This is a genomic window from Curtobacterium sp. 9128, assembly GCF_900086645.1.
Taxonomy (GTDB): Bacteria; Actinomycetota; Actinomycetes; order Actinomycetales; family Microbacteriaceae; genus Curtobacterium.
In genome coordinates this window covers 2,566,550-2,580,854 of the sequence record NZ_LT576451.1, presented here as the reverse complement: position 1 = coordinate 2,580,854, position 14,305 = coordinate 2,566,550, and the positions used below count along the sequence as shown (strand labels likewise).

The following is a 14,305-nucleotide window of genomic DNA, read 5'->3' as shown; positions in this document are numbered from 1 at the left end:
GAGGTCCCCATTTCTGCACACTCGATCGGGCGATGTCTCCCGTCGACGGTTTCGCACCGGCGTTCGGCGACGCACGGGTCACTGCTCGGCGGCGACGACCTGCACGGCGGCGTCGGGGAAGACCCGGTGCACGGCATCCGTGACCTGCGCCTGGACCGCCGGGACGTCGACACCCGTCGGAGCCGTCTCCACCTCGACGGACTGACCGGCGGGCGTGTCGGCTCGTCCCTCGCTCGCGGCCGCCCACACACACCTGACCTGCTGTACGCCGGCGACCTGCCGGATCGCACGGGCGAGCCGGAGCCGCTCGTCGGTGCGTGCCTTCGACGGCGAGATCCCGACGTCCACATCGCCCAGGTCCGCGATCGCGTACACGTGCACGCCGTTGCTACTCGCGTCCGCCACGGCCCCGCTCAGCTGGTCGATGAGCGCTGTGCGCTGGTCCGGTGACAGCTCCGTGGACGCGGTGACCGTCGCCGTGACGTCGTAGCTGGCGAAGGACGTCTTCGTCGGCTTCGTGGCGTCGGTCGAGATCACACCGTCGAGCGCGCCGGCGTCCTTCGTGAAGCGCTGGAGGCTGGCGTCCGGTCGGGGGAAGATCCCGCCGACGCCGGTCTGGACACTGCCGATGATCATCGAGAGCACGACGATGATGACCGCGGCCACGACGACCACCCCGGCCAGGAGCAGGGACCACGCGCGGACGCGTTGCGGTGTCGTGCGCACGGGCACGGAGGACGTGTCCGTACCGAAGGCGCGACCGAGGTCGTCGTCGTCCCCGAACCGGTCGCGGTGTCGGCCGGTCGGGCCCGGTCCCTCGGTCGTCATGTCATCCCCTCACACGCGTGCTCGGGCCATCGAGTGAACAGGATGCTAGTCCGCGCGCGGGAGCAGTGCCGCGCGCGGAGACAACGATCGGGCAACGTCCTCCACAGGGCGAGGTTGCCGTGATGCCTCCACGGATCCGCACATTGGGCAGCGAGGATGCGCGGTGTTCGGGAGGGTGGTGCCGTGTTCGCTCGTCCGCTTCCACTGCTCCTCAGGAACACCTCGTTCACCGTCATCGAGGGGCGCCGTCGAGGTGTCTCGCGGTCGCGGATGCGTGGGCGGGACCTCGTCCGTCCCACTCGCTCGCTCCGCGTACCGCGGGTCGTTCCGCTCGACACCGTCGAGCTGCGGGCCCGTGCGTTCAGGCCGCTGCTCGGTGCGAACCAGTGGTTCAGTCACACCACCGCTGCGGCCTTGTGGGGCCTCGCCCTACCCGCGCGACTACGAGACGAGCCCGTACTGCACGTGACCGGCGCGAACGGACGGCAGATGCGTCGGCCGGGAGTCGTCGGTCACAGGACGAGATCGGTTCCGCGCATCGGAACAGCGGCGGGGTTGCCGACGAGCGATCCACTCCGGACGTGGCTGGACTGCGCCGCCGTGCTGTCCGTCCGAGAGCTGACCGTGATGGGGGACCAGCTCATCGAGCGGTGGTGTTCGCTGGACGATCTGCGGGTCGCTGTCAGCCGCGCCGGTGGCATCAGGGGGATCACCCGCCTGCGCGCAGCGGTCGAGTTGGTCCGGCCGGGCTCCGAGTCCCCGATGGAGAGTGCGTTGCGCCTGGTGCTCGTCGATCACGGGCTGCCTGAGCCGGAGTGCAACCTCGATGTGCGCGGCAGCGATGGTCGATTCCTCGGGCGGGTCGACCTCGCCTACCCGGAGTTGCGGACCGCGATCGAGTACGAAGGACGCCACCACCAGGAGGACCGGGCGACGTACCTCCGCGACATCGCGCGCCGGGAACGCTTCGAAGCCGAACGGTGGGCCTTCGTCCTGGTGACCGATGGCGACCTGGTGGATGAACGCCGCCTCGTGGATCGCGTGCGACGGCGGCGCGCAGAGCGTTCGTCGGACGCACAGCGGGTGTGAGGATCAGTCGCTAGGCTGCAGGCATGTTCATCACCCTGCTGGTCGTGTTCCTCGCGATCGTGGCGGTCGGTGTCGTGCTGGGGGTCCAGGCGTCACGTCGTGCGCGGTCATTGCGGGGGCTGGAGGATCCGCTCGCGCCCCGGCCCGGCATCGACGCCGACCAGGAGATCCGGACGGCGAACGCCAAGGCCGCGCGCCCAGATGGGGCGACGGGCTTCACCGGCGGTCCCGGCGCCTGAGGGCGAGTTCCCGCGGGGCATTGTCGAGCGTCGTCCATCGAGCGCGCGCGAGTGGCGACGAGGTGGGTGGTGCAGACGTTGCTTCTGCGCACTCGATCGGTTTTCTGTTTCGAGTGCGACTTCGTGGGCGACTTCGAGTGCGACTTCATGAGTGATCGAGTGCGCGGAAATGGCGACGAGGGGCCGGCTGAGGTCGTCACTTCTGCGCTGTCGGACCGGGGTCATCCTCGCGCTTGTGCCGGGATGAAGTGACGGCGGCGCGACGTGCGCTGCGCGTCGAGTGCGCAATCGTGCCGATCGGAAGCCGTCCGTGGGCTGCAGGTCTGCGCACTCGGATGGTCGCAGCGGACCGGGAGCGACCGAGTGCGCGGTCCTGGTGACGGGTTCGGGCTGTCAGTCGGCATTGCTGCGCAGTCGATCACGGCGCCGCACCAGGTCGCCGCACCACGCGAGCATCACGCCACGCCGAGCCCCCACGCCGAGCGCCGCGTCACGCCGAGCGCCGCGCGCGCGGTCGCCCGGCCCGCCCGGTTGCTGCGCCCGCCTCAGCTGCGCTGTTCGAGCGGGTTCTGGTACTCGAAGGAGTACTTGCCCGGCGCGTCCGACGCGTCGTCGATGGGGTCGTCGAAGCGGACGAGTTCCGCGTGGAAGCGCTCCGGGTCCCACCGGAAGGAGTGGATCGACCCGTTCCGGATCGGTGTGTGGTGCCGATCGGCGGTCCCGGGAGCCGCGGCGTTCACCACGCTCCGGATCACGGCACCGTGCGTGGCCACCACGATGACGCCGCCGTCGTACCGGACCGCGATCTCGGCGAGGGTCTCGGTCGCGCGGGCGAGCAGCGCAGCCCGCGACTCCCGTCCGGGGATGACGTCGTCCGGGTAGTGCGCCAGGACCTCGTCGTCGGTCAGGCCCTCGGCCTCGCCGTAGGAACGCTCGGCGAGCCCCGGGTACGTCGTGGGCGCGGGGAGCGCGAGGCGCGACGCGATGATCGACCCCGTCTCCGACGCGCGCGACAACGGCGAGGCGACGACGGCGTCGAACGACCTGCGCGCGAGCAGCGATGCCGAAGCGGCTGCCTGCGCCCGTCCGGTGTCGTTCAGGGGGATGTCGGTCGAGCCCTGGATGCGGCGCTGCTTGTTCCAGTCGGTCTCGCCGTGGCGCACGAGGTACAGGAGGGTGGTCACGACTCGATCATGACAGAGCCAGCCGGGACGCCAGGGCGACCAGGGTCTCCGTGGTACCGGCGTCGATCTTCGCTGCCGCCCGCCGATCGCTCCGCGTGGCACCGCGGTTGACGATCACGACGGGGTGCTTCCGCCGCGCCGCGTGGTCGACGAGCCGGACGCCGGAGTTGACGGTGAGCGACGACCCGACGACGAGCAGTGCGTCGGCGTCCGCGACGATCGACACCGACTCGGCGAACTTCTCGGTCGGGACGAACTCGCCGAAGAAGACGACGTCGGGCTTGAGCATCCCGCCGCACACGGTGCAGTCGGGCACGACGAAGCGCTCGACGTCGGTGATCTCGACGTCGCCGTCGGGCTGCAGGCGCACCGAGTCGGGGTCATCGATCCAGGGGTTGAGCGCGTCGAGGACACCGGCGAGGTCCGCCCGGGCGAACACCTGCCCGCACGTCAGGCAGACGGCGCGGTCCATGGAGCCGTGGATCTCGACGACCCGCCGTGACCCTGCGCGGAGGTGGAGTCCGTCCACGTTCTGGGTGATGACCCCGGTGACGACGCCGGCCCGTTCGAGCGAGGCCAGGGCGTCGTGCCCGGCGTTCGGCCGTGCGGCGGCGAAGGTCCGCCAGCCGAGGTGCGACCCGGCCCAGTACCGCTGGCGCTTCGCGGCGTCGGCGCGGAACTCCTGGAAGGTCATCGGCTTCCGGACGACGCGGCCGCCGCCCCGGTAGTCGGGGATCCCGGAGTCGGTGCTGAGGCCGGCGCCCGAGAGCACCGCGATCCGCTTGCCCGCGAGCAGGTCCACGACCCGGTCGAACTGGGCCGTCTCGGTCGCGTCGCTCGTCGCCATCAGGTTCACGGTACCCTCAACAGCCGACCGACCCCGCCACTTCCCACGCCGCATCGCGTCGCGGCACGCGCGGACCCGAACAGCGCCACGACCCCGGAACGAGACCAGTGCACCCCGTCCGCATCGACACCATCGACGACCCCCGCCTCGACGACTTCGCCCGACTGACCGACGTCGCGCTGCGTCGGGTGTCCGAGCCGGAGGGCGGCCTGTACATCGCCGAGTCGAACACCGTCATCGAACGCGCCGTCCGCGCCGGCCACGTCCCGCGGAGCATCCTGGTGCAGGAGAAGTGGCTGGACAGCGTGCTGCCGCTCGTCGCCGACCACGACGGTCCGGTGTTCGTCGGCCCGGACGACCTGCTCGAGGACCTCACCGGCTTCCGGATGCACCGCGGCGCGATCGCGGCGATGCAGCGCCCCGAGCTGCCGAGCGTCGAGGACGTCGTCCGGGACGCGAAGCTCGTCGTCGTCCTCGAGGACATCGTCGACCACACGAACGTCGGCGCCGTCTTCCGGAGCGTCGCGGGGCTCGGCGCGGACGCCGTGCTGGTGAGTCCGCGGTGCGCCGACCCGCTCTACCGTCGCAGCGTCCGGGTCAGCATGGGCACGGTGCTCCAGGTCCCGTGGACACGGATCGGCGACTGGCCGGAGGCGGGGGAGTCGCTCCGCGCGCAGGGCTTCCACCTCGCCGCGATGGCGTTGACGGACCGCTCGGTCGACCTCGACGCCTTCGCGGCGGACGTGCCCGATCGCGTCGCGCTGGTGATGGGCACCGAGGGGCAGGGGCTCACGTCCGCCGCGATCGCCGCCGCGGACACGACGGTGCGCATCCCGATGCACCACGGCGTCGACTCCCTCAACGTGGCGGCGGCGAGCGCCGTCGGCCTGTGGGCGGTGCGGGCGGCGCAGCGAGCGCGGGGATAGGGCCGGGAGGCTCGACCCACCTTCTCCACATCGCGGCGGTTCCGCAGGTGGCCGGTACCCGGCCCCGGTACCCTCGGTTGTCGTGTCACGTGTCGTCCGCCGCCCCCGTTCCGCCGTCAGGAGGCCGGTGACGATCTCGGTCGTCGCGGTGCTCGTCCTGGTGGTGGGGTACCTCGTCGCCGCAGCGGTCGTTCCGTTCTCCCCGGCGAGCGCCACGACCACCTCGTACGCCGCCCCGACATCCTCGCTCCCGTCGTTGACGTTCCCGTCGTACGGCGCGACCGCGGTCGAGGCGCCCGGCTTCCCGGAGAGCCTCCGCACGAGCGGCGACACGAAGCAGCGGTCGATCGCGAGCATCTCGAAGGTCGTGACCGCGTTGGTCGTGCTGGACGCCAAGCCCCTGTCGCAGGGGCAGGCGGGGCCGACGATCGCGTTCACGCCGGAGATGGAGGGCCTCTACGCGCAGTACCTCGCGCAGAACGGCGAGGTCGCTCCGATGCCCTCTGGACTCCGGTTGTCGGAGTACCAGACGCTGCAGGTCATGCTCATGAAGTCGGCGAACAACTACGCGGGCTCGCTGGCACTCTGGGCGTTCGGGTCGATGGATGCGTACAAGAAGGCCGCAGCGTCGTGGCTCGACGAGCACGGCCTCGACGAGACGTCCATCCAGGAGCCCACGGGCCTCGACGCGAAGAACGTCTCGACGGCGACGGACCTGGTGGACCTCGGGAAGCTCGCGCTGGCGAACCCGGTGGTGAAGGAGGTCGTCGGCACGAAGCAGGCGACGATCCCGAACGTCGGCGACATCGAGAACTCGAACAAGCTGCTCGGGATCGACGGGGTCGAGGGCATCAAGACCGGAACCCTCGACGAAGCCGGTGCGTGCCTGCTCTTCGCGGCGACGTACCAGCGCGGCGGGAAGACGGTCACGGTGATCGGCGCGATGCTCGGCGGCAAGGACCACGACGCGCTCGACGCCGACATCCAGCGACTGCTGCACTCGGTTGCTGACAACTTCCACGTGGTCACGCTGACCCATGCCGGGCAGACCTTCGGCACCTACTCGACGCCGTGGAAGGACGAGACCGACGCCGTGACGAAGTCCGCGTCGGAGGTCCTGGTGTGGGGCAAGACCACCGTGACGGCGACGACGAAGCTGGACGCGGTGACGCTCGGCACCAAGGGCGAGCGGATCGGACGGGTGCGGTTCGCGATCACGGACCACGACCCGGTGACGGTCCCGCTCGTCCTGGAACAGGCGATCCCGGATCCGGGCATCTGGTGGCGCTGGACGAACCCGTTCCAGGGCGCCTGACGCGCTCGGGCTCGTCCAGGGCGCCTGACGCGCTCGGGCTCGCCCAGAGCGCCTGACGCGCTAGGGCGTGTCGCTCCGGTGCTCGACGATCGTCTGGAGCTCCGGGCGCTTCGGGCTGACACCGTCGCCCGACGAGGTGTGCCGGATGCGCCGCACGACCCACGGGACGAGGTACTCCTTCGCCCAGCCGAGGTCCTCGGCGCGGGCCTCGCGCCAGGGCCGTGCGGCGAGGGGCTCCGGGTTGAAGGGCTCGAGACCGTGCTGCACCCCGAGGGTGTCGAGCACGGCCGCGGCGATCGTCGCGTGGCCCATGGGGGAGTGGTGCAGCCGGTCGGGCGCCCACATGCGCGAGTCGCGGAGCACCCGGAGCGCCCACATGTCGGCGACGAGCGCGCCGTGCTTGAGGGCGATGGCGTGCAGGTGCTCGTTGTAGATCGCCGCCTTGCCACGGACGAGCCCGAGCACCGGGGTCATGCCGACGTCCGGGCCGGTGAAGATGACGACGGTCGCGCCGTCGCGTCGCAGGTCGGCGACGGTCCGGTCGAAGCGCGAGGCGATCTCGTCGGGGTCCGAGCCCGGGCGGATGATGTCGTTGCCGCCGGCGGAGATCGTGATCAGGTCGGGCCCGAGCGCCAGCGCGTCCGACACCTGCTCGTCGATGATCTGCTGGAGCAGGCGTCCGCGGATCGCGAGGTTGGCGTACGCGAAGTCGTCGGTCCGGTGGGCGAGGACCTCGGCGACCCGGTCTGCCCAGCCGCGGAACCCACCCGGCACGGTGGGGTCCGGGTCTCCGAGCCCTTCGGTGAACGAGTCACCGATCGCGACGTACCTGGACCACGGATGACGATCTGACACGCCTCGGAACATAGTCTCGTGCCATGACGAAGGCAAAGCCGTGGACCGTCCCGGACGACCTGCTCGCCCGGTTGGCGGAGCGCGCGCCCCGCTACGACGCCGAGAACGCGTTCTGCACCGAGGACCTCGACGAACTCCGCGCGGCCGGGTACCTGCGCATCGGTGTGCCGATCGCGGACGGCGGCAGCGGGCTCGGTCTGCGCGCGACTGCTGCGGTCCAGCGGGAGATCGCCCGGGCCGCGCCGGCGACGGCGCTGGCCCTCGGCATGCACCAGGTCTGGGTGCAGGCGGCCCGCAGCGTGTCCGCTCGTGGTGAGTCGTTCCTCCAGTCCGTCACGGACCACGCCGCGGCGGACCGGCTGCTGGCCTTCGGGGTCAGCGAACCCGGCAACGACCGTGTGCTCTTCGACTCGCTGACCGAGGCCGCGCCCGACGGCGAGGGTGGCTACCGGTTCACGGGCACGAAGGTCTCCACGTCGCTGGCACCAGCGTGGGACGTGCTGAGCGTCTTCGGCAAGGACTCGACGGGCGACGAGCCGCGACTGGTGCACGGGTTCGCCCTCCGCGCCGACGGGGGCATCCGGCACCTCGACGACTGGGACACCCTCGGCATGCGGGCGACGCAGAGCCGGACGACCCTGCTCGAGGGCGTCCACGTGCCCGCGGACCGGATCGTGCGGTCGCTGCCGGTCGGGCCGACCGCCGACCCGCTCGTCTTCGGGGTGTTCGCCGCGTTCGAGTTGCTCGTCGCGTCGGTGTACGTGGGGATCGCCACGCGGGCGCTCGACCTCGCGGTGGAGCGGGTCCGGGACCGGCGGGGGATTGACGGGACGTCGCGTGCGGACGACCCGGACGTGCGCCGGGCGATAGCGGACATGCGGGGGACGGTCGACGCCGTCGCGCTCCAGGTGGACGCGCTGGCTCGGGACGTGGACGAGCTCGAGGACCACGGGCCCCGGTGGTTCCCGCTCCTCGTCGGCACCAAGGCCCGCACGGTGGACGCCGCACAGTCCGTCGTGGACGAGGCGATGCGGGTCGTCGGCGGCGGGTCGTACCGGGCGTCGAGCGAACTCGCGCGGCTGGCCAGGGACGTGCGGGCCGGGCAGTACCACCCGTCCTCGCGGGACTCGGCGGCGCGCACGATCGCGACCGAGGTGCTCGGACCCCCGTCGGCAAAGTAGTTCAGATGCGGTACTATTGGTGTTTTCCCCGCAGGAGGCGATGCGCCAGGTGACGAGCACGACGGACGCGACGATCGAACGGACCGACCGCGGCCGCTCCGCACCCACGCACCGGACACCACCACGGCGTCGGACCCGCCGTCAGCGCCTGTGGGATCGCCTGCTCGTCCTCGACCCGGGCTTCGTCAAGAGCGAGGGCGCCCTCCGCACCCTGCTCTGCGTCCCGGCCGGCATGGCCGTCGGGTACGCGATCGCCCTCGGGTTCGGGCTGCCCGCGATCCTCGGGCTGATGATCGGCGCCATGCCGGCGTTCATCACGTGCCTGGTCATCGTCGACCCGAGCGCCGGACGCGTCGCCGGGCGCACCGGTGCCGTCATCGTGCCCTTCGTCGTCGCCCTGGCCGGCAGCATCGCGCTGCACCCGTTCCGCATCGTCGAACTCGTGCTCATCGTCGTGCTGCTCTTCGTGCAGTTCCTGGCGTTCCAGTGGGGGAAGTGGGCGTCCGACGCCGCCATCGTGGCCTTCTCCGGGTACCTGTGCGGGCTGCTGCTGCCGCTTCCGGAGACCGCGGTGCTGCCACTGTCGATCGTCGTCGCCGGCTCCCTCGCCGTGACGATCGTGATCCGGACCGTGTTCCTCCGCCCGAACCCGTACCGTTCCCTGATGCGCACCCGGCGCGGCTTCGTGGCGCGCGGGTCGGACGTGCTCGAGGCGGCGACCGCCGCCCTCGCGACCGCCGACGAACCGCGCCGTCGTGCTCGCGCCCTCCGGCGGCTCCGGCACCGGCGTGCGCAGTACCACGAGATCGCGCTGACGGTCGACGGCATGCTCGCGGCGAGCGGCGTCGACGGTACGGCCGACGAGCTGCACCGACTCGTGTTCGACACCCACTTCGCGATCGACGAGCTCGGTCGTGCCGCAGCGGCCCTCGTCGAGCAGGGCGCGCCGGAGGACGTCCGGCACGCAGCGCTCCGGGCGTTCACGACGGTGCTCCGGCACGGCGGCAGCGCCGGGGACGACGCGGGACGGACGCTCGCAGCCCGGTTCGCGATCACGGCGACCGCTGCCGACCGGGGTTCGCGGACCACGGTGCTCGTGCAGCGGATGGGCCGGGAGTTCGCGGACCTCCGGGCGGCCGGGCTGCGCTGGAGGGAACTCCGCGACGAGCTGCCCCGCGCGGGCGACGGCGTGCCGTTCGCGTCCCCGGTGATCCTCGCGGGTGGCCGCCCGGTCGGCGCCGTGCCGGTCGTCGCGGACGAGATCGCCGAGGGGCCGTGGCGTCGGTTCCACATGACGGCGTCGCTCCGGACCGCGGTGCACGCGGCGATCGCCGTCGCGATCACGGAGCCACTCGCCCTGCTCCTCGACGGCAGTCGCTTCTACTGGGGCGTCATCGGCGTGATGATCGTCCTCGCCGGCACGAACACCACCCCGGAGCGTGTCCGCAAGGGGATCCACCGCGGCGCCGGGACGATCGTCGGCGGTGCGGTCGGCATCGGACTGGTGCACGTCCTCGGCACCGACCACCCCTGGGTCACGATGGTCATCGTCTGCGTGCTGCTCGCCGTCGGCACGTACGGGTTCGGCGGCCTGTACGCGGTCTGGGCGGCGTGCCTCGTCGTCGTGCTCTGCCAGGTCTACGACTACTCGGGCACCTTCACCGACGCGCTCATCCCGATGCGCCTCGCCGAGAACCTGCTCGGCGCGACCATCGCGATCCTGGTCAGCCTGGTGGTGCTGCCGCTCGCGACGCGCAGCGTCGTCCGTCGTGCCGTCCGCCGGCAGCTCGTGGCGGTGCGGGGCTTCGTGCTGGCGACCGTGGGGGTGGACGCGGACGAGACCGACGATGGTGACGTGGCGGACGCGACCACGGCCTCCCGGTCGGACCGGCTCGACCTGCGCTCCCGCTCCCGCGCCGTCGACAACGCGACCTACCAGCTCGAGAGCGTCCTCAAGCCGATGGTGCGGTTCCCGACGGGCGGACCGGCGCGCGCCGACGCGCGGATGCGGGCGTCGCTGCAGGCGGCTGCGGCGTTCGCGCGGGAGCTGGCCGGGAGGCCCGGTGCGGCCCCGGCGGTCGTCCCCGCCACCCTGCGCGGCGCGGCCGAACACCTCGCCGCGTCCGTGGACACGCTGTCGGACCGCGTCGTGGCCGGTCCCGCTGCCGCTGCCGCTGGGGTTTGGACCCGGATCACCGACCGGCTCGAGGACGTGGCGCAGTCACTCCCTGACGATCCGGAGGGCGACGCGCTGCGGGACCGCGTGCACGCGCTCGGTCGCATCGACGAGTCGCTCGCGCTGCTGGCCGAGCGGGTCGGCATGACGGTCGTCGGCGACGCCTCGACGCCGATGTCGGCGGTCGGTGGCACCATCTCGGTGTGAGCAAGCAGGACGGACGCAACCGCCTCGTCTCCGACCAACCGGTCGCGGACCTGACGGCGACGGTGCTGCACGTCGACATGGACGCGTTCTTCGCCTCGGTGGAACTGCTCGACCGGCCGGACCTCCGCGGGCTGCCGGTGATCGTCGGGCACGACTCCGACCGCTCCGTGGTCACGGCCGCCACCTACGAAGCCCGCAAGTACGGCGTGAACTCGGCGATGCCGATGGCCGTCGCGAAGCGCCGCTGCCCGAACGCGATCATCGTCGAGCCGCACTTCGAGAAGTACCGGGCGAACTCCGAAGCGGTGATGGACGTCTTCGATCGATTCACCCCCAGGGTCGAACGGCTCGGCATCGACGAGGCGTTCCTCGACGTCGCCGGGGCCGTCCGGATGTACGGCACGCCGTGGGAGATCGGCACCGCGATCCGCCGCGCCGTGTTCGAGGCGACGGGGCTGCACTGCTCGGTCGGTGCCGCGTCGACGAAGTTCGTCGCCAAGCTCGCCTCCAGCCGCGCCAAGCCAGCGGGACTCCTCGTGGTCCCCGAAGCCGAGACCGTGGCGTTCCTCCACCCGCAGCCGGTGTCCGCACTGTGGGGTGTGGGCGGCAAGACGCAGGAGATCCTCGAGCGCCGTGGCATCCGCACCGTCGGCGACCTGGCGACCACGCCGCTCGGCTCACTCGTGTCCGCGCTCGGCCCTGCCGGTGGGCAGCGTCTGCACGATCTGTCGTGGGGGCGGGACCCCCGCGTGGTCGACACGGCCGTCGGCGAGAAGTCGATCGGGCACGAAGTCACCTTCGGCACCGATCTCACCGACCGCGACGCCGTCGCTCGGGAGCTCCTGCGCCTGGCGGAGAAGGTCGCCGTCCGCATGCGCCGTGCCGACGTCCAGGCCCGCACGATCGCCCTCAAGGTCCGCTACACCGACTTCACGACGGTGACCCGCTCCCGCACTCTCGCCGAGCCGACCGACGTGGCCCGCCGGATCCACCGCGAAGCCGTCGAGCTGTACGACGTGCTGCACAAGCCGGGCAACCGCATCCGACTCATCGGGGTCCGCGGCGAGAACCTCGTCCCGACCGCGGCGAGCAACGCGCTGTGGGACGACGACGCGCCGTGGCGTGAGACCGAGACCACCGTCGACGCGGTCACGGCCCGCTTCGGCGCCGGCGTGCTCCGACCGGCGTCGCTGGTCCGCGGCACGCCCGAGCAACGACCTCCGCACGCCCGACAGGACATCGGGTGACGGTAGAATCGGGGACAGTGAGCGCAGCGGAGTACGGACACCAGCAGCACGCCGCGGCCGACGGACTCGACACCGAGCGGGCCACGGCGCCGTCGGAGGAACTCGGGCAGGCCCGATCGGCATCGGGTGAACTCGCGCCGGCCGAACTGGCCGAGATCGCGGGCAACGCCGCGGCGGAGCACCTCTCGCCGGCCTTCCCGGACCGCGCGGCATGGGGCACCGCGTCGAAGCTCCGCGCCTGGCAGGTCGAAGCGCTCACGAAGTACTTCGAGACCGAACCGCGCGACTTCCTCGCGGCCGCGACGCCCGGTGCCGGCAAGACGACGTTCGCGCTCCGGCTCGCGACCGAACTGCTCGCCCGGGGTACCGTCGACCGCATCGTGGTCGTCGCACCGACGGAACACCTGAAGCGTCAGTGGGCGGACGCCGCCGACCGCGTGAACATCCGCATCGACCCGATGTTCAAGAACGGCGACGGCATGTTCGGCCGGCACTACCAGGGCGTCGCGATCACGTACGCCCAGGTCGGCATGAACCCCGAGGTCCACAAGAAGATCACCGAGGGCGGGCGCACGCTCGTGATCCTCGACGAGGTCCACCACGGTGGGGACGCACTCACGTGGGGCGACGGCATCCGGGAGGCGTTCAGCGGGGCCACCCGGCGGCTGTCGCTCTCCGGGACGCCGTTCCGCTCGGACACCGCACCGATCCCGTTCGTGCAGTACGCCCCCGACGAGCAGGGCATCCGCACGTCGATCTCCGACTACAACTACGGCTACGGACGCGCCCTGCAGGACGGCGTGGTCCGTCCTGTGCTGTTCATGGCGTACGCCGGCCAGATGCGCTGGAAGACGCGCATGGGCGACGAGATGTCGGCATCCCTCGGCGAGCAGGTCACGAAGGACATCACGGCGCAGGCGTGGCGCACGGCCCTCTCCCCGGAAGGCGAGTGGATGCCGGCGGTGCTGTCGGCGGCCGACAAGCGCCTGACCGAGGTCCGTCGCGGTGTGCCGGACGCCGGCGGCCTGGTCATCGCGACCGACACCACGACCGCGCGTGCGTACGCCAGGATCCTGCAGCAGATCACGGGGGAGCGCCCGACCGTCGTCCTCTCCGACGAAGCAGCGGGATCGAGCCGGATCGGGGCGTTCGCCGCGGACACCTCGCGGTGGATGGTCGCGGTCCGGATGGTGTCGGAAGGGGTCGATGTCCCCCGGCTCTGCGTCGGGGTGTACGCGACCAGCGCGAGCACGCCGCTCTTCTTCGCGCAGGTGATCGGCCGCTTCGTGCGTGCACGTCGCCGTGGGGAGACGGCGTCGGTGTTCCTGCCGAGCGTCCCGGGGCTGATGGCCCTCGCCGCGACCCTCGAGCTCGAGCGCGACCACGCCCTCGACCGCCCGAAGGACGCCGACGACGGGATGTACAACCCGGAAGACGCGATGGTCGCCGAGGCCAACAAGGAAGAGCGTGCCTCGGAGAGCCTCCTCGACCTGCAGCCGTTCGAGGCTCTCGACTCGCAGGCGTCGTTCGACCGTGTCCTCTACGACGGCGGTGAGTTCGGCACCGGTGGCGAGATCGGCTCGCTGGAAGAACTCGACTTCATCGGGATCCCCGGGCTCCTCGAACCCGACCAGGTGCGCGACCTGCTGCGTGCCCGTCAGGCGACGCAGGCGAAGCGCTCGAAGGGTCGCGCCGTGAAGGACGGCCAACCGAAGGCGGCAGTGCCCGAGAACCGGCCCATGTACATGACGCTCAAGGAACAGCGGTCGGAGCTCCAGCGGCTCGTCTCGATCTGGTCCAGGCACTCGAACGAGCCGCACGGCGCCATCCACGCGGAACTCCGTCGGATCAGCGGGGGACCGGCCGTCGCACAGGCCAGCATCGAGCAGATCCAGAAACGCATCGACCTGCTGCGCTCCCGCATCGGCGGGCGCCGGTGACCCGGGTGCGCGCGTGATCGTCGCCGTCGACGACCGGACCTGGCTCGTGAAGCGCACGGCTGAGTCCTCTCCCGAGGCGATCATCGATCGGTTCGGTGGCGGGTACCGTCTCCGCCGCTTCAGCCTCACCGAGTCGCGCCGGACCGCGCACGGGGTGTACCTCGGGGTCGACCTCGCCGAGACGGCGTGGTGGCGGTTGCGCGACGGTCGTCGTTGATCTCGACCGGATCTCGGCATTCTGCGCGGCGTACATGACGCAGCAAGGTCAGAT

13 protein-coding genes are annotated in these 14,305 nt (G+C 71.5%); 9 read left to right on the top strand and 4 right to left on the bottom strand.

The window, feature by feature from the left end:
* Positions 1-78: 78 nt before the first annotated feature.
* On the bottom strand, positions 79-828 hold the full coding sequence (locus QK288_RS12445; protein WP_281264624.1) for a hypothetical protein: 750 nt from the start codon (positions 826-828) through the stop codon (positions 79-81).
* A 774-nt stretch (positions 829-1,602) separates the two neighbouring features.
* Here QK288_RS12445 and QK288_RS12440 point away from each other — a divergent pair.
* The gene (locus QK288_RS12440; protein ID WP_281264623.1) at positions 1,603-1,917 is read left to right on the top strand and encodes a hypothetical protein; all 315 of its coding nucleotides are present in this window, start codon (positions 1,603-1,605) and stop codon (positions 1,915-1,917) included.
* Positions 1,918-1,940: 23 nt separating this feature from the next.
* Entirely contained in the window at positions 1,941-2,156 is a 216-nt protein-coding gene (locus tag QK288_RS12435; protein WP_281264622.1) for a hypothetical protein, read from the top strand.
* Between the two features lie 545 nt (positions 2,157-2,701).
* Here the strand turns inward: QK288_RS12435 and QK288_RS12430 are convergent.
* Positions 2,702-3,340, bottom strand: coding sequence for a histidine phosphatase family protein (locus tag QK288_RS12430; protein WP_281264621.1), 639 nt, complete (start codon positions 3,338-3,340; stop codon positions 2,702-2,704).
* A gap of 7 nt (positions 3,341-3,347) precedes the next feature.
* Entirely contained in the window at positions 3,348-4,187 is an 840-nt protein-coding gene (locus tag QK288_RS12425; RefSeq protein ID WP_281264620.1) for a Sir2 family NAD-dependent protein deacetylase, read from the bottom strand.
* 107 nt (positions 4,188-4,294) lie between these two features.
* Here QK288_RS12425 and QK288_RS12420 point away from each other — a divergent pair, with 107 nt between their 5' ends.
* Both QK288_RS12420 and QK288_RS12415 read left to right on the top strand, forming a co-directional pair.
* A complete protein-coding gene (locus QK288_RS12420) occupies positions 4,295-5,113 on the top strand; it encodes an RNA methyltransferase (protein WP_281264619.1) in 819 nt (272 codons plus the stop codon).
* Positions 5,114-5,195: 82 nt separating this feature from the next.
* Positions 5,196-6,428, top strand: a complete 1,233-nt coding sequence (locus QK288_RS12415) for a D-alanyl-D-alanine carboxypeptidase (protein ID WP_281264618.1) — start codon at positions 5,196-5,198, stop codon at positions 6,426-6,428.
* Positions 6,429-6,488: 60 nt separating this feature from the next.
* Here the strand turns inward: QK288_RS12415 and QK288_RS12410 are convergent, their stop codons facing one another.
* Positions 6,489-7,295 carry an SGNH/GDSL hydrolase family protein gene (locus QK288_RS12410; RefSeq protein WP_281264617.1) on the bottom strand — a complete coding sequence of 269 codons (807 nt, stop codon included), beginning with the start codon at positions 7,293-7,295 and terminating at the stop codon, positions 6,489-6,491.
* A gap of 11 nt (positions 7,296-7,306) precedes the next feature.
* Between QK288_RS12410 and QK288_RS12405 the strand changes: the two genes are divergently transcribed.
* The 5 genes from QK288_RS12405 to QK288_RS12385 all read left to right on the top strand — a co-directional run bounded on the left by QK288_RS12405 (position 7,307) and on the right by QK288_RS12385 (position 14,251).
* On the top strand, positions 7,307-8,464 hold the full coding sequence (locus QK288_RS12405) for an acyl-CoA dehydrogenase family protein (protein ID WP_281264616.1): 1,158 nt from the start codon (positions 7,307-7,309) through the stop codon (positions 8,462-8,464).
* A gap of 49 nt (positions 8,465-8,513) precedes the next feature.
* The gene (locus QK288_RS12400; protein WP_281264615.1) at positions 8,514-10,847 is read left to right on the top strand and encodes an FUSC family protein; all 2,334 of its coding nucleotides are present in this window, start codon (positions 8,514-8,516) and stop codon (positions 10,845-10,847) included.
* Positions 10,844-12,094, top strand: a complete 1,251-nt coding sequence (gene dinB / locus QK288_RS12395; protein WP_281264614.1) for a DNA polymerase IV — start codon at positions 10,844-10,846, stop codon at positions 12,092-12,094. Before QK288_RS12400 ends, dinB begins: the two co-directional genes overlap by 4 nt.
* 146 nt (positions 12,095-12,240) lie before the next feature.
* Positions 12,241-14,034 carry a DEAD/DEAH box helicase gene (locus QK288_RS12390; RefSeq protein ID WP_281267581.1) on the top strand — a complete coding sequence of 598 codons (1,794 nt, stop codon included), beginning with the start codon at positions 12,241-12,243 and terminating at the stop codon, positions 14,032-14,034.
* A 13-nt stretch (positions 14,035-14,047) separates the two neighbouring features.
* Positions 14,048-14,251 (top strand): hypothetical protein, encoded by a 204-nt coding sequence (locus QK288_RS12385; RefSeq protein ID WP_281264613.1) that lies wholly within the window; start codon positions 14,048-14,050, stop codon positions 14,249-14,251.
* The last annotated feature ends 54 nt before the right edge of the window (positions 14,252-14,305 follow it).

Excerpts from the sequence above, each read along its gene's own strand:
- QK288_RS12435 (WP_281264622.1), top strand. The coding sequence starts at position 1,941 with ATGTTCATCACCCTGCTGGTCGTGTTCCTCGCGATCGTGGCGGTCGGT.
- QK288_RS12410 (WP_281264617.1), bottom strand. The coding sequence starts at position 7,295 with ATGTTCCGAGGCGTGTCAGATCGTCATCCGTGGTCCAGGTACGTCGCG.
- QK288_RS12405 (WP_281264616.1), top strand. The coding sequence starts at position 7,307 with ATGACGAAGGCAAAGCCGTGGACCGTCCCGGACGACCTGCTCGCCCGG.
- QK288_RS12425 (WP_281264620.1), bottom strand. The coding sequence starts at position 4,187 with ATGGCGACGAGCGACGCGACCGAGACGGCCCAGTTCGACCGGGTCGTG.
- QK288_RS12445 (WP_281264624.1), bottom strand. The coding sequence starts at position 828 with ATGACGACCGAGGGACCGGGCCCGACCGGCCGACACCGCGACCGGTTC.